The 22,560-nt window shown below is 66.5% G+C and carries 17 protein-coding genes; 13 read left to right on the top strand and 4 right to left on the bottom strand.

Annotated elements, in window-relative coordinates:
* The first annotated feature begins 32 nt into the window (after positions 1 to 32).
* The 5 genes from KHC28_RS17670 (at position 33) to KHC28_RS17650 (ending at position 5,547) form a co-directional block, all read left to right on the top strand.
* Positions 33 to 1,481: a TrkH family potassium uptake protein gene (locus KHC28_RS17670; RefSeq protein ID WP_214009646.1), complete on the top strand. Its 1,449-nt coding sequence runs from the start codon at positions 33 to 35 to the stop codon at positions 1,479 to 1,481.
* 21 nt (positions 1,482 to 1,502) lie between these two features.
* Positions 1,503 to 2,363, top strand: coding sequence for a D-amino-acid transaminase (locus tag KHC28_RS17665; RefSeq protein ID WP_214009645.1), 861 nt, complete (start codon positions 1,503 to 1,505; stop codon positions 2,361 to 2,363).
* Between the two features lie 148 nt (positions 2,364 to 2,511).
* Positions 2,512 to 2,763 carry an RNA chaperone Hfq gene (hfq, locus tag KHC28_RS17660; protein WP_213351732.1) on the top strand — a complete coding sequence of 84 codons (252 nt, stop codon included), beginning with the start codon at positions 2,512 to 2,514 and terminating at the stop codon, positions 2,761 to 2,763.
* Positions 2,764 to 2,765: 2 nt separating this feature from the next.
* Positions 2,766 to 4,166, top strand: a complete 1,401-nt coding sequence (gene hflX / locus KHC28_RS17655) for a GTPase HflX (protein ID WP_376772741.1) — start codon at positions 2,766 to 2,768, stop codon at positions 4,164 to 4,166.
* A 43-nt stretch (positions 4,167 to 4,209) separates the two neighbouring features.
* Entirely contained in the window at positions 4,210 to 5,547 is a 1,338-nt protein-coding gene (locus tag KHC28_RS17650) for a nucleotide sugar dehydrogenase (protein ID WP_214009643.1), read from the top strand.
* Positions 5,548 to 5,574: 27 nt separating this feature from the next.
* On the opposite strand, the gene KHC28_RS17645 is transcribed toward KHC28_RS17650, so the two are convergent.
* Positions 5,575 to 6,495 carry a heparin lyase I family protein gene (locus KHC28_RS17645; RefSeq protein ID WP_246564932.1) on the bottom strand — a complete coding sequence of 307 codons (921 nt, stop codon included), beginning with the start codon at positions 6,493 to 6,495 and terminating at the stop codon, positions 5,575 to 5,577.
* A gap of 201 nt (positions 6,496 to 6,696) precedes the next feature.
* Here KHC28_RS17645 and KHC28_RS17640 point away from each other — a divergent pair, with 201 nt between their 5' ends.
* From KHC28_RS17640 to KHC28_RS17605, 8 genes are all read left to right on the top strand, one after another.
* Positions 6,697 to 9,384, top strand: a complete 2,688-nt coding sequence (locus KHC28_RS17640; protein ID WP_214009641.1) for an ABC transporter ATP-binding protein/permease — start codon at positions 6,697 to 6,699, stop codon at positions 9,382 to 9,384.
* A 30-nt stretch (positions 9,385 to 9,414) separates the two neighbouring features.
* Positions 9,415 to 9,924 (top strand): cyclic nucleotide-binding domain-containing protein, encoded by a 510-nt coding sequence (locus tag KHC28_RS17635; protein ID WP_214009640.1) that lies wholly within the window; start codon positions 9,415 to 9,417, stop codon positions 9,922 to 9,924.
* 114 nt (positions 9,925 to 10,038) lie between these two features.
* A complete protein-coding gene (locus KHC28_RS17630) occupies positions 10,039 to 11,676 on the top strand; it encodes an adenylate/guanylate cyclase domain-containing protein (protein WP_214009639.1) in 1,638 nt (545 codons plus the stop codon).
* Between the two features lie 64 nt (positions 11,677 to 11,740).
* Positions 11,741 to 13,552, top strand: coding sequence for an ABC transporter ATP-binding protein (locus KHC28_RS17625; protein ID WP_214009969.1), 1,812 nt, complete (start codon positions 11,741 to 11,743; stop codon positions 13,550 to 13,552).
* Positions 13,553 to 13,560: 8 nt separating this feature from the next.
* The gene (locus tag KHC28_RS17620; RefSeq protein ID WP_214009638.1) at positions 13,561 to 15,474 is read left to right on the top strand and encodes an ABC transporter substrate-binding protein; all 1,914 of its coding nucleotides are present in this window, start codon (positions 13,561 to 13,563) and stop codon (positions 15,472 to 15,474) included.
* A 3-nt stretch (positions 15,475 to 15,477) separates the two neighbouring features.
* Positions 15,478 to 16,476, top strand: coding sequence for an ABC transporter permease (locus KHC28_RS17615; protein WP_214009637.1), 999 nt, complete (start codon positions 15,478 to 15,480; stop codon positions 16,474 to 16,476).
* Positions 16,473 to 17,654, top strand: a complete 1,182-nt coding sequence (locus KHC28_RS17610; RefSeq protein ID WP_214009636.1) for an ABC transporter permease — start codon at positions 16,473 to 16,475, stop codon at positions 17,652 to 17,654. Before KHC28_RS17615 ends, KHC28_RS17610 begins: the two co-directional genes overlap by 4 nt.
* A gap of 14 nt (positions 17,655 to 17,668) precedes the next feature.
* Positions 17,669 to 18,169, top strand: coding sequence for a class I SAM-dependent methyltransferase (locus tag KHC28_RS17605; protein WP_214009635.1), 501 nt, complete (start codon positions 17,669 to 17,671; stop codon positions 18,167 to 18,169).
* Here KHC28_RS17605 and KHC28_RS17600 read toward each other — a convergent pair.
* Genes KHC28_RS17600 through KHC28_RS17590 form a run of 3 tightly spaced genes read right to left on the bottom strand, consistent with a single transcriptional unit; the run spans position 18,151 to position 22,558 of the window.
* Positions 18,151 to 20,100 (bottom strand): glycosyltransferase, encoded by a 1,950-nt coding sequence (locus tag KHC28_RS17600; protein ID WP_214009634.1) that lies wholly within the window; start codon positions 20,098 to 20,100, stop codon positions 18,151 to 18,153. The two genes, KHC28_RS17605 and KHC28_RS17600, sit on opposite strands and share 19 nt — an antisense overlap.
* Positions 20,097 to 21,251: a glycosyltransferase family 4 protein gene (locus KHC28_RS17595; protein ID WP_214009633.1), complete on the bottom strand. Its 1,155-nt coding sequence runs from the start codon at positions 21,249 to 21,251 to the stop codon at positions 20,097 to 20,099. The genes KHC28_RS17600 and KHC28_RS17595 overlap by 4 nt, the downstream gene beginning before the upstream one ends.
* Positions 21,248 to 22,558: a glycosyltransferase family 4 protein gene (locus KHC28_RS17590; RefSeq protein ID WP_214009632.1), complete on the bottom strand. Its 1,311-nt coding sequence runs from the start codon at positions 22,556 to 22,558 to the stop codon at positions 21,248 to 21,250. The genes KHC28_RS17595 and KHC28_RS17590 overlap by 4 nt, the downstream gene beginning before the upstream one ends.
* Positions 22,559 to 22,560: the final 2 nt, after the last annotated feature.

Raw genomic sequence — 22,560 nt, 5'->3', positions numbered from 1 at the left:
GAAAGGCGCGTTCTTTTGAGGGGTGCTTGCCGATGATCGCTCTCGCCCGCTACGGCGCGGCCGCCGCCGGCGTCGTGGCCGCCTTCCTGCTCGCCGCCGCCGTGGGGGCGCTGCTGCGGGGCGAGGACGGCGCGCCGGCGTTCCTGGCGACGGCCCTGCTCACCGTGTTCGGGGCGGGCGCCGTCTATCTCGGGCTGCGCAATATCCGGGCTCAGCTCGGACGCCTCTCGTCCTTCTCCCTGCTGGTGGTGCTCTGGCTCGGCATACCGACACTCGCCGCCCTACCCATCGTGGCGACCACGCCGCTCAGCTTCGCGCAGTCCTGGTTCGAGGCGGTCTCCGCCTTCACCACCTCTGGCGGCGGGCTGATCCACAATGTCGACGTGCTGCCGCGCGCGACGCTTGGCTGGCTGCTGACCCTGCAGTGGACGGGTGGCCTGCTGACTCTGGTCGGCTTCGTCGCCGTGCTCGGTCCTGCGGGAGTGGGCGGCCTGCCCGACCACGCCGAGCGGAGCCATCTGCTGCGGCGTAGCGGCGCCACCTCGATCTCCGATGCCCTGCGGCAGGTATTGCCGGTCTATCTCGGCGCCACGGCGCTGTGCACGGTCCTGCTTTATATGAGCGGCGTCAGGCTGTTCGACGCGCTCGGCCTCGCCGGTGCGGCGCTTTCCACCGGCAGCCTGCTCCCCGATGCCGACGGCATGGCCGCCTACGGGCATTTCGTCGTGAAGCTGGTGATGATGCTGTTCATGCTGGTGGGTGGAACCAGCATCCTGTGGCATCGGATGATCCTCACCCGCCGCTTCCGCCTCGCTTTCGGCCAGCAGGAAAACATCGGCGTCATTCTCGTCAGTGTGGCCATCGGCATCCTCGCTGCCGCGGGCTGGTACGCGACACCGATCGGGAGCCAGTCGCTGGTGCTGGCGCTGGAGGATGGCTTGTTCACCGGCGTCGCGCTGGTGACGACCACCGCCATCGAACCGCATGCCGGCGCTTTCGGCGCCCTGCCGCTAGCGCTGGTGCTGGTGGTCATCTTTGTCGGAGGGGCCAGTTTTTCCTCGGCCGGCGGCATTAAGATGTACCGCGCCGCCGCCATGGCGGTGCAGAGCTCTCTGGAGCTCGAGCGGCTGGTGCACCCCAATGCCGTGTACCCGCGCCGCCTTGGCCAGCAGAGCATATCCATGCCGATGATGAAGGCGATCTGGCTGTGCTTCGGCGTTGCGTGCAGCATGATCGCGTTGCTGACCATCGTGATCGCGCCCGCCATGCCGAGCTTCGACGCGGCACTGGTCGCCATCGTCGCCGCCATCAGCAATGCCGGGCCGGTCTACTATGCCGGCTGGGAAGAAGGCGTGGTCTGGCCGGATTGGATCGCGCTGCCGGTCTATGCCCAGCTTATACTGGCGTTCGCCATGATTCTCGGACGCCTCGAAATCCTCGTCGTCCTGGGGCTGGCGCATTTCGCCTTCTGGCGCCGGTAGCGAAGACGTTTCGAGGAAATCATGTCGCGCGTGGCTTATGTGAACGGTCTCTATGTCCCGCATGCCGACGCGGCCGTGCATGTCGAGGATCGCGGCTACCAGTTCGCCGACGGCGTCTACGAGGTGTGCGAGGTGCGCGGCGGTCGGATGGTCGACGAGCGTCGCCACATGGAGCGGCTGCAGCGCTCGCTGCGGGAGCTGCGGATCGCCATGCCGATGCCGCCCGCAGCACTCGGCGTCGTGCTGCGCGAGGCCATCCGCCGCAATCGCGTGCGCGAGGGCATCGTCTATATCCAGGTGACGCGCGGCGTCGCCCGACGCGATCATTACTTCCCGTCGCCCGACACGCTGCCGTCCATCGTCGTCACCGCGCGCGCCACCGACCAGGCGAAGGCCGCCGCATCGGTGGAGAGCGGCGCCGCCGTCATCACCGTGCCAGACAACCGGTGGGACCGCGTCGACATCAAGACGGTCGGCCTGCTGCCCAACGTGCTGGCCAAGCAGGCGGCCAAGGAGGCCGGGGCGCGGGAGGCCTGGTTCGTACGCGACGGCGTGGTCACCGAGGGCGGTTCGACCAATGCCTGGATCGTCACGCAGGCGGGCGCCATCGTCACCCGGCCGGCCGAATCGGGTATCCTGCGCGGCATCACGCGCACTGTGCTGTTCGAGGTCGCGAATCGACTCGGCCTGACGGTGGAGGAGCGCGGATTCACGCTCGACGAGGCGCTCGCCGCCCGCGAGGCCTTCATTTCCTCGGCCAGCAATGTGGTGGTACCCATCGTCAGCATAGACGGAAAGACGGTCGGCGACGGCAAACCGGGTCCCGTCGCGCGCTCGCTGCGCGATTCTTTCTACGATGTTGCGGAATTTGCCCGCAAATAGCGCAAAACCCCTTCACAGATGAAGGCATCTTGCGCGATAGGCTTGGTGTGCGATGCTAAATGAGCACGTCACCGTTGCCGATCCCCGGACGGGAAAGGCAGAGGCGGCGGCCGCGCCGGCGCACCACACAAACAACGGATCAAAAAACATGGCCGCGGAACGTACCCAAAACCTTCAGGACACCTTTCTCAACCACGTCCGCAAGAACAAGACGCCACTTACGATTTTCCTCGTCAATGGCGTGAAGCTGCAAGGGGTTGTCACCTGGTTCGACAATTTCTGCGTCCTGCTGCGGCGGGACGGGCATTCGCAGCTGGTCTATAAGCACGCGATCTCCACCATCATGCCCGGTCATCCCGTCCAACTTTTCGAGCCTGACGAGACCGGCGAGAAGGGTTGAGCTTGGAAAGCAGGAATTCCCGGCGCTCGCCCGCCGGTTCCGGCGAGAGCCTCGCACCGACCGACGAACCGAACGGCGACGCAACCCGTGTCGTCGTGCTGGTTCCTCATGTCTCCCGCAGGCCGGGCGAGGAGGGCGAGCGCCGCCGTTCGCCCGAGGCCCGGCTGGACGAAGCGGTCGGGCTTGCCCGCGCCATCGATCTCGATGTGGTGTCGGCCCATGTGATCGGCCTCTCGGCCGTGCGGCCGGCCACCTATCTCGGCAGCGGCAAGGTCGAGGAGATCGGCGAGGACGTGAAGGCCCATGAAGCCGGCCTCGTCTTCGTCGATGCGCCGCTCAGCCCCGTGCAGCAGCGCAACCTCGAAAAGGCGTGGTCGGCCAAGGTGATCGACCGAACGGCTCTCATCCTGGAGATATTCGGCCAACGTGCCCGCACCAAGGAAGGCGTGCTGCAGGTCGAACTCGCTCATCTGAATTACCAGAAGAGCCGGCTGGTCCGCTCCTGGACCCATCTGGAACGCCAGCGCGGCGGCTTCGGCTTCCTCGGCGGTCCCGGCGAAACCCAGATCGAGGCGGACCGCCGCGTCATCGGCGAGCGCATCTACAAGATCGAGCGCGAGCTTGAGCAGGTGAAGCGCACCCGCGCGCTGCATCGGGCCAGCCGCAAGAAGGTGCCTTACCCTGTCGTCGCGCTGGTCGGATATACCAATGCCGGCAAGTCGACGCTGTTCAACCGGCTGACCGCTGCCAGCGTGATGGCGCAGGATCTCCTGTTCGCCACGCTCGACCCGACGCTGCGCTCGGTGAAGCTCGATACCGGCGACCAGATCATCCTCTCCGACACGGTGGGCTTCATCTCCGACCTGCCGACCCAGCTCGTCGCCGCCTTCCGCGCGACGCTGGAAGAGGTGATCGAGGCCGACATCATCCTGCATGTGCGCGACGTCTCGCACGAGGACACCGCGGCGCAGGCGGCTGACGTCGCCGACGTGCTGCGCGGCCTCGGGGTCGATCCCGACGACGACCATCGGCTGATCGAGGTGTGGAACAAGATCGACAGCCTCGACGAGGAGGGTCGTGCCCGCATCTTCAATGCCGCGGCACGCCTCACCGGCGACGCGCGCGCCATTCCGGTTTCGGCGTTGACCGGCGAGGGGCTGGACGAGCTCAAGCTCGCCATCGGTCGCCGGCTGTCGCGGGATCGAGTGACGCTGGCGCTCGACCTCAGCCCGGCGGACGGGGAGGGGCTCGGCTGGCTCTACCGCCACAGCGAGGTGCTGGACCGGCGGAGTGCCGAGGACGGCACGCTGCATCTGGTGGTGCGGGTGGCACCCGACCGGGCCGAGAACATCGAGAGGCGCTTCGGCGCCCGCCGCACCGCCGGACGGCGCGGCGCCGCCTGAGCAACGACCCGCCTCATCGACACCCCGGCCCGGATTCCCAGACATGACCACGCCCACCTTCGCCGAGCTCGACACGCTGTTCCGCACGCGCCGGGCGACGATCGGCATCATCGGCCTCGGCTATGTCGGCCTGCCGCTGGCGCTGGTCGCCGCCGAGGCGGGGTTTCCGGTCATCGGCTTCGACATCAATCCCCGCCGCGTGGAGGCGATCAACGCCGGCGAACAGGTGATCCGCTACATCCCCGCCGCGCGCATGGAGGCGGCGCTGGCCGACGGCCGCTTCCGGGCCACGGATGATTTCACCAGCCTCGGTTCGTGCGATGCCATCGTCATCTGCGTGCCGACGCCGCTGACGCGCCAGCGCGAGCCGGACCTTTCCTTCGTCGCCGATACCACCCGCACCATCGCCGGGACGCTGCGGCCGGGGCAGCTCGTCGTGCTGGAATCGACCACCTGGCCCGGTACCACCGTCGAGCTGGTGAAGCCGATCCTGGAGGCCACCGGCCTCGCCTCCGGTCGGGATTTCTTCCTCGCCTTCTCGCCGGAGCGCGAGGATCCGGGCAACGCCCATTACTCAACCGCCACCATACCCAAGGTGGTCGGCGGCGATGGGTCGGAGGCGGGTGCGCTGGCGCAGTTGCTCTATGCCCAGTTGATCAGTTCCGTGGTGCCGGTCTCGTCCACCCAGGCTGCCGAGGCGGTGAAGCTGACCGAGAACATCTTCCGCTCGGTCAATATCGCGTTGGTGAACGAGCTGAAGACCGTCTACGCCGCCATGGGCGTCGACATCTGGGAAGTGATCGAGGCGGCCAGCAGCAAGCCCTTCGGCTTCATGCCCTTCTATCCCGGTCCGGGCCTCGGCGGGCACTGCATCCCCATCGATCCGTTCTACCTGACCTGGAAGGCGCGGGAATTCGACATCGAGACGCGCTTCATCGAGCTGGCCGGCCAGATCAACACCCGCATGCCGTATCTGGTCGTCGACCAGCTGGCCGAGGCGCTGGACCGGCATTTCGGTCGCGGCCTTGCCGGCGCGCGCGTACTGGTGCTCGGCGCTGCCTACAAGAAGAACGTCGACGACGTGCGCGAGAGCCCGGCGCTGAAGCTGATGGAGCTGATCGACGAGCGCGGCGGCCTCTGCGAGTTCCACGACCCGCAGGTGACGGCGCTGCCGCCGACAAGGCGTCACCCACGCCTCAGCGGCAAGCCGTCGATCCCGCTGGATGCGGCGACGCTCGCCGGCTTTGACGCCGTTCTGGTCGCCACCGACCATGACGGCGTCGACTATGCATTGGTGGCCGATGAGGCTCGCCTCGTGGTCGATACCCGCAACGTCTTCGCTCGGCTCGGCCTGACGCCGGCGCGGCTGGTCAAGGCCTGACGCTCGGCGGCTCGGTCGCACTTCTCGTCAATCGTGGATCTTGGCGCAGATGGCGGCGTCGGCGACATCCGCGCAGGTCGGGCCACGGCGGAAATCGTCGTAGTAGATGCGCCAGATATTGCCGTCGCCGCCGCGATACGGGCCGAACTTGAAGTACATGTGGTCGCCGAGCTGCGGCCCCTCATGGCCGATCTTGCCTTCGACGGTGACGATCCACGCGCCATTGGCCACGACGTCGATGCGCCCGTCACCCTTGGGGCCAGGCTGGACGCTGAAGACATAGTCGATCCAGCCCGATCCGGCCGCCGGCAAGGTACCGCGCGGCGTTACCCGGATGTCCGGGGTGCAACCGCTGAAACCGGCTTCCTCCGGCCCCATGGCGCCGGGCTCGATGGCGACGAGCGTGCGGAACTGGTTGTATTCGTCCGGGGGGCTCGCCATCGCCTCGCCGGGCTTGCAGCCCGTCGGCCGTTCCGGTGTGCCGATCGGCGCGAAGGCGCCGGTATCCGTATCGACGGTGACGGCAAGGCGCCCTTCCATCAGGCGGAGGGCGAGGAGAGGGCTGTAATCGCCCATCGCGCCAGGATCGATCTCGCGTTTCCACTGCATCATCACATAGCGATGGCGCTCGGTGGAAACCGGCTGCGCCAGCTGCATCGAAAGCGCATACCAGGTCTGCCGCCCGTACGGCACCAGTACGTCGGGCTTCTCCCAGATCTCCGCGCGCTCGCTGCACAGCTCGCTCTCCGGCGGACACATCGGACGCACCGACAGGTCGAGCGCCTGATGGCCGCTGCGGGCCACCTGGGACTGAAACACAACGGTTCCAGCGCTCTGCTCGTGGTTGTGCTTGTAGTAAAGGCCGCCTCCGGGCGCGAAATCCTCGCCCTCGAATCCGTCGGCCAGAGGGGTGGTTGCCGGGTCCGCCCGGCTCGGCGAAGCCGACATTGCGACGGTCAGCAGGGCGGCGAGCAGGGCGACGGTCGGGGCAGGGCGCATATCACCGGGACTCGATTGTCATGTTAGGATCATAAAAAGGTGAAGCGTTCGGCAGACGGGCGCTTCGCACACCATCTAGTGCCGTTAGAGTAGCTTGAGCGAGAAAAGGCGCCACTCGCGTTGTCGGTCAATTTTTTTCGTTACGTCTGGATGTACAGCCGGCGTGAACAGCTCATCGTGCTGTTCTACGTGGTGGCGTCGTTGCCCTTCTATTGGTGGTCGCTCGATGTCCCGAAGCGCATCGTCAACGAGGGCATCCAGGGCAGTGTCTTCGAGCATGGCGTCACCCAGGCCCGTCTGTTCGCCTTCACCATCTCGCTGCCCGACTTCCTCGGCGGCGGCAGCTATGTCATTTCCGACGGGCTGCTGCTGGCGCAGTTGCCCTACCTGTTCGCGCTCAGCCTGGTCTTCCTTGTCCTGACGCTGATCAGCGGTTGGTTCAAATACGTCATCAACATCCGCAAGGGTGTGCTTGGCGAGCGCATGCTGCGGCGGCTTCGCTTCGACCTGTTCGGGCTGGTGATGCGCTTCCGGCCGGAAGACATCCGCACGACCAAGTCGGCGGAAGTCACCAGCATGATCAAGGACGAGGTGGAGCCGATCGGCGGCTTCTTCGGCGAGGCGTTCATCACCCCCGCCTTCCTCGGCACGCAGGCGCTCACCGCCATGGCGTTCATCCTGGCGCAGAACATGTGGCTGGGCACGCTCGCCATCAGCCTGATCCTGGTGCAGGGCGTCGTCATCCCGCATCTGCGCCGCGAGCAGATCCGGCTCGGACGGGAACGGCAGATCGAATCCCGCATCCTCGCCGGGCGCATCGGCGAGATGATCGAGGCCGCGCCGGCACTGCACAATTACGGCGTCACCGGCCATTCCTCGGCGGAGATCGGCCATCGGCTCGGTACACTGTTCGATATCCGCCTGCGGCTCTATCGCCGCAAATTCGCGGTCAAGTACCTCAACAACCTGCTGGCCCAGCTCACGCCGTTCGTCTTCTACACGGTGGGCGGCTATCTCGCGCTCAAGGGCCAGCTCGACATCGGCCAGCTGGTCGCCGTCATCGCCGCCTATCGCGACCTGCCGACGCCGATCAAGGAACTGATCGACTGGGACCAGCAGCGGGCCGACGTGACCGTCAAATACGAGCAGGTCGTCAGCCAGTTCTCCAAGGACACGCTGCTGCCGAAGGAAACCAACGAGCCGCCGCCGGCCATCGCTGCCGATGCGCCGATCACCGTGGTCGGCCTGCGGGTGATCAACGGGCGCGGCATCGTGCAGCTCGACCGCATGTCGGTCGCCATTGGTCGTCCGGGCCGGATCGCCTTCACCGGCCCGGCCGGCGGCGGGCGCGACGTGCTGGCGAAGGTGATCGGCCGCCAGGTGACCGATTACCAGGGCAGCGTGACGATCGGCGGGCAGGAGATTTCCGCCATGTCCGATCGCGAGGCCAGCAGCATCATGCTCTACGCGTCGAGCGAGCCCTACATCATGTCGGGCTCGATCCGCGACAACCTGACCCTCGTGCTGCGGCGCGCGACGCCGCGTCCGGACGAGAAGGCGGAACTGACGGCGAAGCAGCGCTATTGGCTGGAGGAGGCGCGCAAGACCGACAATCCGCTGGTGTCACCCAGTGCCGACTGGATCGACTATGCGGCCATCGGCGCGTCGAATGCCGCCGAAGTCGATACGGCGATCAGCAACGCGCTGCGCGTCGTGCGCGGCTATGACGAGATCTTCCGCGTCGGCATGTCGAGCCGCCTCGGCGACAACATCAAGCCGGACACCGCCACGCAGTTGCTCGCCGCTCGCCCGGCGATGATCGAGCGCTTCAGGGAGCGCGGCCTCGAGCAATATGTCGAGGCCTTCCAGCCGGATACGTTCAACACCAGCGCCAGCATCGGCGAGAACCTGCTCTACGGCGTTGCGGTCGGCGACCGCTTCGCGGCGGAGAACATGGCGGCTGACCCCTTCATGCGCTCGATCATCGCGGCGGAAGCCCTCACGGCGCCGCTTACCGCGATCGGCATCAAGATGGTGGAGACGGTGGCGGACGTCTTCCAGGATCTGGCGCCCGACAACCCGCTGCGCGAGCGCTATTCCTTCATCGACAATGCCGAGATCGAGGCGGTGTGGCCCGAGGTCCGCTCGGCGTGGAACCGCGGCCAGCGGCGGCACCTCAGTGCCCAGGTACGCGACAAGCTGATCGGCTACGCGCTGATGTATGTCGAGCCGCGCCACCGCCTGAACCTGATCGACGATCGCCTGGTGGCCCGCATCCTGCGGGCGCGGGTGAGCTTCCGGCAATTCCTGCCGGCGTCGGAAGCCAAGGACGTGGAGTTTTACGACGAAGGACGGCTGATGCCGGCGGCGTCGATCCGCGACAACCTGATCTTCGGGCGCATCCGCTATGGCAAGGCGCATATGCGCGACAAGCTTATTGCCGTGGTCGCCGAGGTGCTGAACGAGCACGGGCTGGAGAGGTTCGTGGTCTCCAAGGGCCTCGACCAGGAGGTCGGCCCGGGTGGCCGGCTGATCTCGGTGCAGCAGCGCGTGACGGTGCAACTGGCGCGCGCGATGCTACGGCGGCCGGATATTCTCGTCCTAGACGATGCGCTATCTAGCTTCGCGCCGTCGGAAGGCCATATGATCCTTGAGAACATCATGGACGCCATGCAGGGGCGAACAGTGATCGTGACGCAATCGGCAGACGACGATTTGTCGTCGTTTGACATTGTGTTGAAATTCGAAGGAGCTAAGTTCACTGGCCTGGAACGTAGGGGCAGTGCGGAAGCCCCTTCGGAAATGCCGGCGTCCGAGCCCGCAGCGGCGTCTGCCTAACGGGGAACGTGTTCCTCAGGAGGTTGGAAAATGACCATCGAGGACGAAGTCAGGTCGATGCAGAAATTCCGCATGTTCCATCATGTGGAAGCGTCCAAGCTCAAGCTGCTTGCCATGGTCAGCGACCGGATCACCTTCCAGCCGGGGGAGGTGATTTATGAGCAGGGCGCGGCGTCCGATGCTGTCTACATCGTGCTGGAAGGTCAGTTCACCGTGTCGCTACGCACGCCGGCGGGAGTGATCAATTTCGCCGAGCATGTGCGTGGCGCCATCCTCGGCGAGGCCGGCGTCCTGTGCGATCAGGTGCGCATGGTGACGATCACCGCCGAGAGCCCGGTGGTGGCGCTGCGCATCGACCGCGACGTGTTCCTCCAGCTGCTGAAGGAATCGCCGCCGTTCAACTTCGCCGTCATGCGCGAACTGGGACGACAGATCATGGATCTCAACAACATCTGCGCCCAACTGGTGCAGCAGCTCCCGCAGGGCGCGCCGGCGGTGGATGCCGGTCGCCGTCTCGGCGAGCCGCAGCACACGCACTGATCCACGGCAATGGCTTCCGTCAGCACGACGACCGGGTCGCCGGCTTCAGGGAGGCTACAGCAGGATTTTCGCGACCATCCCTGGTCATGCCACGCACGGCTGTGGTCGGGTATCGTGCTGTTTGCGTTCGTGCTCACCCACCTGCTCAACCATGCGCTCGGCATATTCGGGGTCGAGGCGATGGAGGTGGCGCAGCAATGGCGCTGGCTGCTGTGGAAGTCGCTTCCCGGCAGCGTCCTGCTCTATGCCTGCTTCCTTACCCACATGATCCTCTCCAGCCTCCGCATCCTGCGTCGCCACACCTGGCGGATGCCGCGGGACGAGGCTTGGCAGATCGTCTCGGGGCTTGCCATCCCGCTGCTGGCCGCCGGCCATGTGCTGGAGACACGGGTGGGCGGCACCTGGTTCGGCGCCGACGAAGCCTATCACGCGGTGCTCGCCAGGATGTGGCCGGCGGTTGCCACCTGGCAGACCGTGCTTCTGCTGGTGGCCTGGACGCATGGCGTGGTCGGCATCCACCATTCGCTGCGCTACCAGAACTGGTATCCGCACTGGCGGACGACGTTGCGCATGGTGGCGATCATCGTGCCGCTGCTGGCGCTGGCGGGCTTCGTCGCCTCGGGACGCGAGGCGGCAGCGAGATATGTCAGCCCCAAGCCGATGACCGAGGAGCAGCGTGCCGGCCTCGACCGGGCGCGGATGATGCTCGACAGCGGCCTCGGCGCCTTCGGGATCGGCCTCGCCGGTCTGATCGGCTTCGCCTATGTGCGCCGGCGCTCGCGGGCGACCGTGACCATCACCTATCGCGGCCACGGCCCGGTGCAGGTGCCGCGCGGCATCTCCGTGCTGGAGGCGAGCCGCATGCACGGCATTCCGCATCCCTCGACCTGTCGTGGACGCGGACGGTGCTCGACCTGCCGGGTGCATATCATCGCCGGCGCGAAGGGATTGCCCGATGCCTCCGGCCCGGAGCGGCTGCTGCTGTCCCATATCGGCGCGCCGGAGAATGTGCGCCTCGGCTGCCAGCTGCGTCCCACGCACGACATCGGCGTGAGGGTGCTGATGCCGGTGCTCGGTCGCCCCAATGCCGATGTCGACGGCGAGGCGAACGAATGGGCGCTGGAGCGGAACGCCACAGTGCTGTGCCTCGACCTGCGCGCCTTCAGCACTCTGACCCAGAACCGGCTGCCCTATGAGATCGCCGTGCTGATCAACCGGTTTGCCGCCGAGATGACGCAAGCGGTGGAGAGCCATGGCGGGCATATCGACCTGATGTATGGCGACGGCCTGTTGGCGGTTTTCGATGTCGACGACCACCATGTCGGTGCCGGCGCGCGCGCCGCCCTCAGCGCGGCCCGCGACATGAGCAAGGTGCTCGATCTGCTCAACTCGGAGATGCGCGGCGCACTGCCGATCCCTATCCGGGCCGGCATCGGCATCCATACCGGTCCGGTGGTGCTCGCGCGCATCGGCGATGGATTGCAGAACTCGGTCATGCGTGCCATCGGTTCCACCGTGGCCTTTTCGGTGGGGCTGGAAGCAGCCTCCAAGGAATTCCTGGCGGATTACGTGATCGCGGTCTCCACTGCCGAAGCCTCCGGCTACGACTTCACCGATCACAGCGTTCGCGACGTGGTGGTCGATGCCCACAACACGACGGTGCCGGCCTATGCCGTTTCCGATCGCGCGGCGCTGGACAAGATCATGGCGCGCCCTGCTATGCTGAGGGTCCTGAACAAGGCCGGAGTATAGACGCGTGGCGCCCGCGACGCCTTCCGATGTCCTGCGCATCGACGATCTACGTATTTCCTTCGAGATGCATGGCCACCTGAACGAGGTGGTCAAGGGGGTCTCGCTGCGCGTGCCCGCCGGGCGCACGGTCGCGCTCGTCGGCGAATCCGGCTCCGGCAAGACCGTGATCTCCCAGGCGGTTATGGGTTTGCTGCCGCGCAACGGGGTGATCTCGCAGGGCCAGATCCTGTTCAGCGACCCGCTCAAGGACGGCAAGGTCCTCGACATCGCCCAGCTTCCCGCTGACGGCAGCAAGATGCGCAAGCTGCGCGGCGGCCGCATCGGTATGATCTTCCAGGAGCCGATGTCCTCGCTCTCGCCGGTGCATACCGTCGGCAGCCAGATCGAGGAAGCGCTCCAGCTCCACCGCCCGCATCCGCGCAAGGAGGCGAGGGCGGTCACCGAGAAGATGCTCGGCCTGGTCGGGTTCCGCGATCCGCCGCGCTCCTACGACCGTTACTCGTTCGAGCTTTCCGGCGGCCTGCGCCAGCGCGCCATGCTGGCCATGGCGCTGATCTGTCATCCGGCGCTGCTGATCGCCGACGAACCGACCACCGCGCTCGACGTCACCATCCAGGCGCAGGTGCTGAAGCTCATGAAGGAGCTCCAGCGCGACATCGGCATGGCGATCCTGTTGATCACCCATGACCTCGGCGTGGTCGCCAACATGGCCGACGAGGTGGTGGTGGTCTATCGCGGCGAGGTGATGGAGGCCGGCACGGTGGAGGATATCTTCCGCCGGCCGTCGCATCCCTATCTCAAGGCGCTGCTGAAGGCCTCGCCCGATTTCGACATGCAGGAGGGCGAGCGCCTGGTGGCGCTGCGCGACGTCTCGCCCGTCGCCCCGACGCGGGCCAAGCGGGTCTATGACGGCAACAGCGCGCCGCTGCTGAGCGTCCGCCACCTGCGCAAGACCTATGGCAGCAAGGGCGGCGGCTCTGTGCTGGCCGTCGACGATGTCGGCTTCGACATCGGCCGCGGCGAGTGCCTCGGCCTCGTCGGCGAGAGCGGGTCGGGCAAGACCACCGTCGGCAACATGATCATGCGGGCGCGCAAGGCGGATTCCGGCGAGGTCGTGTTCCACGGCGAGAAGGGCGCCGTGGACGTGCTGGGTCTCGATTCCCACGCGCTGAAGGCGTTCCGCCCGCATATGCAGATGATCTTCCAGGACCCGGTCAGCTCGCTGTCGCCGCGCATGACCGTGCTCGACATCATCCGCGAGCCGATGATCATCCAGGGCAGGGGCGACGCCAACGCCCAGAAGCAGCGCGCCGTCGAGCTGATGCACGCGGTCGGCCTCGACCCGCGTTTCCTCAACCGCTATCCGCACAGTTTCTCGGGCGGCCAGCGCCAGCGCATCGGCATTGCCCGCGCCTTGGCGCTCGACCCGGATCTCATCATCTGCGACGAGCCGGTCTCGGCGCTCGACGTCTCGGTGCAGGCGCAGATCCTCAACCTCCTCAAGGATCTGCAGGCCTCCCTCGGGCTGACCTATCTGTTCGTCTCGCACAATCTCGCGGTCGTCCACTACATGGCCGAGCGCATCGCGGTCATGGCGCGCGGCCGCATCGTCGAAATCGGGCCCCGGCAGGAACTCTTTCGCAATCCCGCGCATCCTTATACGCGCTCCCTGCTGAAGGCGGTGCCGTTGCCGGATCTCGACCGCAAGCTTGATTTCGATGTCGCCATGTCCGGTGGTACCGCGTCCGACCCGGCGAGCTGGCCGACCGAGTTCCGCGACACCGAAGGCGGCCCGTTGCGGATGGTCGATCTCGGCAACGGCCATAGCGTGCTGGCGGCCGAGCGCTGCACCGCCCACGACATTCGCTGCGCATAGAGGTGACCATGCGGCGAAGAACATTCCTGGCCCTGATGATGGCGCTGGCGGGAGAACGGGTCGCCGGTGCGGCGCCAGGTCGCTACCCGCCCGAGCCGCCCTTGTTGCGCACCGAGGTCGACATCGACCAGATGCCGGCCTTGCCCGATCGCTTGCCCGATCATCCGCGGGTGATCGATGTCGCCGGCATGGGTCGCGAGCCCGGTCGCTATGGCGGCACCATGCGCATGCTGATGGGCGACCAGCGCGATATCCGCTCCATCAGCATCTACGGCTATACGCGGCTGGTAGTGTTCGACACCGCCGGCAAGATCGTGCCCGACATAGTGGAGAAGGTCGACGTCGAGGGCGGCCGCATCTTCACCCTGCATCTGCGTAAGGGCCACAAATGGTCCGATGGCTGGCCGTTCACGGCTGAGGACTTCCGCTATTGGTGGGAGGACATGGCCAATAACGACCGGCTGAGCCCGGGCGGGCCTCCCTTCCAGCTGTTTGTCGATGGCGAGGTGGCGAAGTTCGAGGTCCTCGACGCGACCACGGTGCGCTTCAGCTGGAGCAAGCCCAATCCTGCCTTCCTGCCGGCGCTGGCCGGCGCGCAGCCGCTGGAGGTCTTCGTGCCGGCGCATTATCTGCGCCAGTTCCACCAGCGCTACGCCGATCCGATCCGCCTCGGCGCATTGATCCGGCAGGAGCGCGTGAAGGATTGGGGGGCGCTGCACGACCGGATGGCACGCTCCTACCGGCCGGAGAATCCCGAACTGCCGATGCTCGGCCCGTGGATTCCGCGTACCAAGCCGCCGGCGGAATTCTTCGTGTTCGACCGCAATCCCTTTTTCCACCGCGTCGACGAGCGCGGCTGGCAACTGCCCTACGTCGACCGCATCACCATCGCTATCGGCACCGCCTCGCTAATTCCGGCCAAGGTCGGCGCCGGCGGGTCCGACCTGCAGGCACGCTATCTGCGTTTCGACAATTACACCTTCCTGAAGGAAGGCGAGAAGCGCGGCAATTACACGGTGCGCCTGTGGGAGCGCGGGGAGGGCGCCTATGTCGCCATCTTCCCCAACCTCAACGTGAAGGATCCCGCCTGGCGTGCGGTGCTCCGGGACGCCAATGTCCGTCGCGCGCTGTCCGTCGGCATCAACCGGCGCGACATCAACCAGGTGATCTTCTTCGGCCTTGCCCATGAGGGGGCCAATACCGTCATTCCCGGCAGCGCGCTCTTCGATTCCAAATTTGACCGGGCCTGGACACAGTACGATCCGGCGCTTGCGAACAAGCTGCTGGACGCCGCCGGCCTGTCGAAGCGCGACGATGATGGCATCCGGATGCTGCCGGACGGCCGGCGGGCCGAGATCACCATCGAGACCGCCGGCAACAGCACCGAGGAAACCGACGTCCTCGAACTCGTCGCCTATGACTGGGAGAAGATCGGCATCAAGCTGTTCGTGCGGGCGACGCAGACCGATCTCTTGAGGCGCAGCGTCAGCTCCGGCAATGCGATGATGTCGGTATGGCCCGGCCTCGACAACGCCACGCCGGGACCGGACATGGCCCCCGACGGCCTCGCCCCGACGAGCTCGATGCAGTTCCAGTGGCCGCAATGGGGGCAGTTCGTGGAGACCGGCGGCATGGCCGGCGAGAAGCCCGACATGCCGGCGGCGCAGGAGCTGATCGACCTGCAAAGTCGCTGGCGTCAATCGGTTACCACCGAGGAGCGGCGTGAAATCTGGCAGCGCATGCTGCAGATCAATGCCGACGAGGTGTTCTCCATCGGCATCGTCAACCGTGCCTCGCAGCCGGTGGTGGTGTCTAACCACCTGAAGAACGTCCCCGAAGTCGGCATTTTCAGCTTCGAGCCGGGCGCCTATTTCGGCGTCTATCAGCCTGACACCTTCTGGTTCGACGACGGGGAGCCATAAGCGATGCTTCGCTATATCGCCCGCCGCATCCTGATCATGATCCCGACGCTGCTGATCACCAGCGCGCTGATCTTCACGGTGATGCAGCTGCCGCCCAGCGACTATTTCGAGACCTATGTCGCGGAGATGGCGGCGCAGGGCGAAAAGGCCGACATGAGCCGGGTGGAATTCCTCAAGAAGGAGTACGGCTTCGACAAGCCCTTGATCGAACGCTACTTCCTGTGGGTCACCGGCTTCGTGCAGGGCGATTTCGGTTATTCGTTCGAGTATGAGATGCCGGTGAGCGACGTGGTGGGCGAGCGGCTCGCCCTCACCGTGCTGGTGTCGTTCTGCACCATCCTGATGACCTGGATCATCGCCTTTCCGATCGGCATCTATTCGGCGACGCACCAGTATAGCTGGGCGGATTACGGTCTGACCTTCATCGGCCTGCTCGGCATCGCCGTGCCGCACTTCCTGCTGGCGCTGATCTTCATGTATTTCGCCAATGTGTGGTTCGGCCTGTCCATCGGCGGCCTGATGGACCCGATCTATTTCAACCAGCCGTGGAGCTGGGCCAAGGTACAGTCGGTCCTCGCCCATCTGTGGATCCCGGTGCTGATCATCGGCGCCGGTGGCACCGGCAGCATGGTGCGCGCCATTCGCGCCAACCTGCTGGACGAGCTTCAGAAGCAGTACTATGTCACCGCCAAAGCCAAGGGCCTGCCGCCCGGCAAGGCGCTGGTGAAATATCCGCTGCGCATGTCGCTGAACTTCTTCGTGTCGCATATTGGCGACGTGCTGCCCTCCATCGTCTCCGGCTCGGAACTCACCGCCGTCGTGCTGTCGCTCCAGACCACCGGCCCGCTGCTTCTGCGTGCCCTGCAAAGCCAGGACATGTATCTGGCCGGCTCGTTCCTGCTGTTCCTCTCCTGCCTGACCGTGGTCGGCGTGCTGATCTCCGATATCCTGCTCGGCTTCCTCGATCCGCGCATCCGCCTGCAGGGAGGGCGCACGAAGTGAACCAGCCAGTCGTCCTGCCGCCGTCCGGCACGCCGCTGCCGCATTTCGTCGCCGCGGGAGCGTTCGATCCCCATCAGGCCGACAAGCTCACCAAGGCGCAGGAGCGCGTCTACCTCGCCTCGCAGCTGACGCTGATGTGGTGGAAGTTCCGCAAGCACCGGCTGGCGGTCATTTCCGGCGCCTTCCTGATAGTGCTCTACGCCTCTATCCTCATCAGCGAGTTCCTCGCCCCCTACAACTACCAGACGCGGCATACCGACTTCATCCGCACCCCGCCGCAAAGCGTGCACCTTTTCCATGACGGCGCGTTCATCGGCCCCTTCACCTATGGGCTGACCTCGACGCTCGACATGAACAACCTGAAGCGGAACTACAGCGAGAACACGCAAGAGATTTTCCCGGTTCGTTTTTTCTGCCGGGGTGACGGCTACCGCTTCTGGGGGATGTTCGAGGGCGACCTGCATCTCGTCTGTCCCGGGAAGGGCGGCACGCTGTTCCTGCTCGGCACCGACCGGCTGGGTCGAGACATGCTTTCGCGCATCATCTACGGCGCGCGCATCTCGCTCACCATTGGTCTGATCGGTATTTCCGTCAGCTTTACGCTCGGCATCGTGATCGGCGGCCTCGCCGGCTACTATGGCGGCCTGTTCGACCTCCTCGTGCAACGGACCATCGAGGTGGTCCAATCGCTGCCGACCATCCCGCTCTGGCTGGCGCTATCGGCTATCATGCCGCCGAGCTGGAGCCCGCTGCTGGTCTATTTCGGCATCACCGTCATCCTTGGCCTGATGGACTGGACCGGGCTGGCCCGCGCCGTCCGCTCCAAGCTGCTGTCGCTGCGCGAGGACGACTATGTGGTCGCCGCGCAACTGATGGGAGCGGGAACGCCCCGCGTGGTGTTCCGCCATCTGGTGCCGGGCTTCATGAGCCATCTGATCGCCTCGGCGACCATCGCCATTCCCAGCATGATCCTTGGCGAGACGGCGCTCAGCTTTCTCGGCCTCGGCCTGCGCCCGCCGATCACCAGCTGGGGCGTGATGCTCAACGAAGCGCAGAACATCAACATCGTCGTGCTCTATCCCTGGCTCATCCTGCCGGTGGTGCCGGTGATCGCGGTGATCCTCGCCTTCAACTTCCTCGGCGACGGTCTGCGTGACGCGGCCGATCCGTACCGGTAAGGTCTGTTTCGCACATGAATGCTGTGTCCCGTCTCGAGAAGACGCTGTTCAGGCTGCAATCGCAGCATGCCTGCCTCGCCTGGGCCTTCGAGCGGATCGCCGACCGGCCCGGCCCGGTGATCGAGTTTGGCCTCGGGCTCGGCCGTACCTTCGATCATCTGCGCCGGCATCTGCCGGGCCGCGACATCTATGTGTTCGACCGCGTGAACGACGCCTATCCCGATTGCCAGCCCGATCCGGCCTTGCTGTTCCTCGGCGAGATCGAGGATACGCTGCCGGCCTTGCGGGATCGGCTCGAAGGCCGGGTAGTGCTGGCCAATTCCGACCTCGGCTCCTTCGACCGCGATTCCAACCGCCGCGTCGCGGAAATGTCGAGCCGCCTTCTGCCGCCGCTCATGGCACCGGGCGGCATCGTCATGTCCGACCTGCCGCTCGCCTTGTCGGGTTTCGAGACGGTGGCGCTGCCGCCCGGCGCCCTTGAAGATCGCTATTATCTCTATCGCCGGACAGCCTGACGTCCGTCCGCGTCATCCTCGACCAGCATGTCCCGCGCGCTGACGAACTGCGCGACACCGGAATCGAGCAGGCGATCCACCAGTTCGTCGAGGAAGCGGTCGATCCAGCCGTCATGCACCAGATGGTGGGTCAGCAGCCCGATCGGCTCCAACTCGCCCGCGCCGGCCTCAAGTTCCTCGTCGATGAGGGTCGCCAGACGGTCGAGCAGGGCGCCCTCGTCGGCGAGGCCGCCTCCGGCCCGCCAGGCGATGGGGTCGAGATGGGTGTTCAACTGCAACAGACCGGGAGCCGCATAGCGCACCTTCCGGCGCTGGAAGGTCGACAACGCTCGAAAGCCGCAGCCGGGCAGGGCGTTCACGACGAGCGGATCTACCCGGTTCCACGGCGGCACGAAGACCGGCAATACCTTGCCGCCGAACAGCGCCTGCACGCGCTGCAGTCCATTCTCCGCCTCCGTGATCATGATATCGGAACGGCGGTGCGCCCCGAACTCCGCCTTTTTCTCGCCGGCGGGAGCGTGGTTGGCGTGCCGCCATCCATGCACCAGCATGTCGACTTGGCCGAAGGCCTCGACATGGCCGGCCAGTTCCGGCGTCGCGTGCTCCGGGATGGTCGCGAGCGCGAGGGGTATACCGCGCTTGCCCGTGCGGTCGAGTAGCCGATCCAGTGCCGGGCTGGGCATGACCGCGTCGTCATCGCGCCACCAGAAGCGGATCTGCCGTTTCATCCCGCGCGCACGGGCCAACAGGCCATCGAGCCGGTCCAGTCCCTTCGCACGGGCCGTCGCGCGTCCGGCGAACTCCTCGACGAGCCGCGCCGAATGCGAGGCGCCGTCGCGCGCGATGCCGGACCAGTCGGGTTTCGGAAGCTCCAGCAAGGCGGCCGCGGCGGCCGCGAGGCGGTCGCCATTGATCTCGACGGTGGGAATGACGCGTGCGAGACCACGACGTTCCAGTTCGGCGGCGCGCAGCGTCTGTTCGCGCTCACCACCCTCGGCAAACGGTACCAGCAGTGCGCGGGATCCTGCCGCCGCGAGGTCCAGCACGGTATTGTAGCCCGCCTGGCTGATGGAGAGTGCGGCGCGGCGGAGAAGCAGCGGAAAGTCCGGGCGCGCCCGTTCGACGATCAGGCTGGGCGGTGCCGCTGCCGCGAGCGCCGTGAAATCGGCCTCGGGGACACCCTGACCGACCAGAAGCCGCCAACGATGTATCGGCAGCTTGGTGGCCGCGACCACAGTGGCGCGGGCCAGTGGAAGGCTGGCCGTCGAGCCGCCGCCGGACACGACGATCTCATCCCGGCCATCGGTTCCACCATCGTCTGAAACCCGATCTCCATCATGGAGATAGCCGGTATCTTTTACACGACGAATCAGCGCTGGCGTGGTCGGCCAGGACGCCGAAAGCGGCACGACGTCGCTATCGCCATGGAATAGCACCCCATCGTAATAGGCCGTCAGCCGCGCCAGCGCGCTGTCGGCCTTTTCCAGCTTCGACGGCGGGTTGAGCACGTCGCGGATCGAGCCGAGCACCGCCGGGCGCGGCTGCTGAGCGTGCGCCCGTTGCAGCACCGCCTCGAATTCGCTCGCCAATGTGCGGCGCCCGAACGGAAACAGCTCGGTGACGAGCACCTGTGGCCGCGCCTGATCGAAGGCGTCGACGAGAATCTGCGTGCGTCGGGCAAGGTAGGCGTTGTCGGCGGGGCGACCGTCCGGCATCAGCAGGGTGGCGAAGTCTGCGCCGACGCAATGGAGTGGCGGCAGCTGCACGAGATCGCAGCCCTCGATTCTGATCGTCGGGTTGGGGCGCCCCCCCGATGCGAGCACCACGTGCCATCCCTCGGCCACCAGCGCACGGCCGAGCGCCGCCATGCGCGCCAGATGGCCGACGCCCAGCAGATGCGTGACCACGATGAAGGTCGTACGGCCGCTCACGACGGAACTCCGGGCAAGGAAACGGGCAAAGGACCAGGCATGGGCACCGGAATGCCTGCGTCGGCGAATGCCCGCCCGACGAGGTTCGCGGCGGCGGACAGATCGCGATCCTCTGCAATGAAGCGGGCGGCGGCGGCGGCCATGCTCGCACGCCTGGGCGGCTCGTCGATCAGTTCCGCAAGGTTGGCCGCCAATGCGGTGATGTCATCCGGTGGCGATAGTCGGCCGGTTTCACCGTCGCGGATCACATCGGGAATGCCGCCATAGCTGGCCGCGACGCAGGGCAGGCCATGCGCCTGCGCTTCGAGGTACACCGCGCCGAACGCCTCGTTCACGCCCGGCCAGACGAACAGGTCGGCAGCGGCCAGCAGGCGGCCGAGGGCGGGCCGCTCGGAAATCGCCCCGAGGAAGCGCACGCGATCCCCGAACGGCGCGAAGAGCGCCTCCACTTCCTTGCGCGCCGGCCCATCGCCGACCACGGTCAGGCGCCAGGGGCGGTCCGCAATCCCGGCAAGCGCCACCGCCAGCTGGCGGTAGGAGGCGAGCTTGTCGCCCTCGCGCATCATCGCCACGGTGATCAGTCGCACATCGCGCGACGGGGACACGGAGCGCGGCGATCGCGCCAAAGGCCATTCGCCGAGATCGACGAAGGGACGGAGATCGACGATGCGCTGATGCGGCGGACGAAAGGCTTCCAGCATCTCGCGGTCGTGCCGGGTCGGCGTGAGCACCAGATCGGCACGCGAAATCGCCGCCTCGCTGAGGCGATGCCCTTCGGCATAGGAGCCGACGGCTCGCTTTGGCGCGCGCGAGGCCTCGGCGATGACATAGGGTACGCCGAGCGCCTGGGCGAGGGCAGGGCCGATCAGATCCGGCGCCTTGTAATAGACATGGTAGGTGAAGACGCAGGCGATCGAACCGCGATCTGTCTCCTGCGCCAAAATACGCTCGACCTCGCCTCGCGCCGCGCGGCACAACTCATCCCACGCGGCTGGCGACGGCGCGAGGGTCAGGGTCCGCAGGTGGGAGGCCAGTTCCACCTCATAGCCGAGCTGGCCGAGCAGCTTCTGGAACAACCGTGCCATGGTTCGCTCGCCCGATGGTACCGGATGGTCCGGTGGCTTCAGCGGCGCGAGGAACAGGATCTTCATGGCCGTGGGCGAGGGGCGGCGAGGGGGCGCATCAGCGCATCCAGCCGCGAGACACCCGCCTCGAAGGAAAAGGCCGAGATCAGTCGCTGATACGCCGCCTGTCCCAGCCGCTGCCGCTCGGCGGGCGACACGATCAGCCGTTCGAGCGCGGCGGCAAGTTCCACCGGCGCCTTCGGCGGTACCAGCACGCCGCTGACGCCGTTCTCAATGAATTCTGGCACGCCGGCGAAATCGGTCGAGACGGCCGGCAGCTTCTGCGTCGCCGCTTCCATCAGCACATTGGGCAACCCGTCCCGGTCGCCGTCGCCGGCCGGGCGGCTGGGCAGCACGAACAGATCGGCCTGCCGCATCGCCTCGACCACCGCTCCTTGTGCCTGGCTGCCGCGCCACTCGATGCGGTCGGCAAGTCCGAGCGCCTCCGCCTGCGACTTGAGCGTGTCGAGGAGCTCGCCGCCGCCGATATGGACCAGCCGCCAGTGCAGGGCAGGGGGCAGCCGCCCCAGGGCGGCGAGCAGATCGTCAAAACCCTTCTTCTCCACCGCACGGCCGACCGCCAGCAGCCGTACCGGGCGCGCGGGATCGCTGCCGTCGGTCGGCTCACGCTCCTCGGGAGGAGCAGGAAAGCGTGCCAGATCGAGGCCGTGATAGACCAGTTCCACCCGGTCGCGATGGCCGGGTTCGGCGACGCGCCGCAGCTCCGACCGGCCATCGCGCGTGCAGGTCACCCCCCAGCGAGCGGCGCCGATCTTCTCCCGCCTTTCCCACTCCGGCGTGGTCCAGATGTCCTTGGCATGGGCGGAGAAGGAGAAGGAGCGGCCGGTCAGCAGGGCGGCATAACGCGTCACCGAGGCCGGCGTGTGCAGGAAATGCACATGCAGGTGGTGGATGGCCGGATCGACCTCGCGCGCCAGCACCAGCGCCTGGCCGAAGCGCCGCACGCGGCTGGCCGAAAAGTCGCGGCGCAGGTCGCGCAGGAAAACCGACAGTGTCGCCCGCAGGTTCAGCCGACGCAGCGCGTGGAAGAACCCGCCCGCGACACGGCGCGGATCGTCGCGCAGATATTCCGGCAGGTAGAACAGCCGGGCGGTGATCTGCTCATGCATCGGATGGCGGTAGCGGTCGGTCGGCCGGCGCAGCGACCAGATGTCGAACGAATATCCCGCCTGTTCCAGCGCCAGGATTTCCTGGGCGATGAAGGTCTCCGACAGGCGCGGATATCCCTTGAGCACGATGGCGAGGCGAGGGGAGGCGCCCTCCCCGGATGCCGACCGCACCAGGGTTTCGGCGTCGCGGACCGTCACCGTCATAC

This window comes from Ancylobacter sonchi, from assembly GCF_018390695.1.
GTDB lineage: Bacteria > Pseudomonadota > Alphaproteobacteria > Rhizobiales > Xanthobacteraceae > Ancylobacter > Ancylobacter sonchi.
This window is presented reverse-complemented; position numbering and strand designations above follow the sequence as displayed.

What these genes read in the sequence shown, in the direction of transcription:
- KHC28_RS17670 (WP_214009646.1), top strand. Translation starts at nt 33, where the DNA reads ATGATCGCTCTCGCCCGCTACGGCGCGGCCGCCGCCGGCGTCGTGGCC.
- KHC28_RS17665 (WP_214009645.1), top strand. Translation starts at nt 1,503, where the DNA reads ATGTCGCGCGTGGCTTATGTGAACGGTCTCTATGTCCCGCATGCCGAC.
- hfq (WP_213351732.1), top strand. Translation starts at nt 2,512, where the DNA reads ATGGCCGCGGAACGTACCCAAAACCTTCAGGACACCTTTCTCAACCAC.
- KHC28_RS17650 (WP_214009643.1), top strand. Translation starts at nt 4,210, where the DNA reads ATGACCACGCCCACCTTCGCCGAGCTCGACACGCTGTTCCGCACGCGC.
- KHC28_RS17645 (WP_246564932.1), bottom strand. Translation starts at nt 6,495, where the DNA reads ATGTCGGCTTCGCCGAGCCGGGCGGACCCGGCAACCACCCCTCTGGCC.
- KHC28_RS17640 (WP_214009641.1), top strand. Translation starts at nt 6,697, where the DNA reads ATGTACAGCCGGCGTGAACAGCTCATCGTGCTGTTCTACGTGGTGGCG.
- KHC28_RS17635 (WP_214009640.1), top strand. Translation starts at nt 9,415, where the DNA reads ATGACCATCGAGGACGAAGTCAGGTCGATGCAGAAATTCCGCATGTTC.
- KHC28_RS17625 (WP_214009969.1), top strand. Translation starts at nt 11,741, where the DNA reads ATGCATGGCCACCTGAACGAGGTGGTCAAGGGGGTCTCGCTGCGCGTG.
- KHC28_RS17620 (WP_214009638.1), top strand. Translation starts at nt 13,561, where the DNA reads ATGCGGCGAAGAACATTCCTGGCCCTGATGATGGCGCTGGCGGGAGAA.
- KHC28_RS17615 (WP_214009637.1), top strand. Translation starts at nt 15,478, where the DNA reads ATGCTTCGCTATATCGCCCGCCGCATCCTGATCATGATCCCGACGCTG.
- KHC28_RS17605 (WP_214009635.1), top strand. Translation starts at nt 17,669, where the DNA reads ATGAATGCTGTGTCCCGTCTCGAGAAGACGCTGTTCAGGCTGCAATCG.
- KHC28_RS17595 (WP_214009633.1), bottom strand. Translation starts at nt 21,251, where the DNA reads ATGAAGATCCTGTTCCTCGCGCCGCTGAAGCCACCGGACCATCCGGTA.
- KHC28_RS17590 (WP_214009632.1), bottom strand. Translation starts at nt 22,558, where the DNA reads ATGACGGTGACGGTCCGCGACGCCGAAACCCTGGTGCGGTCGGCATCC.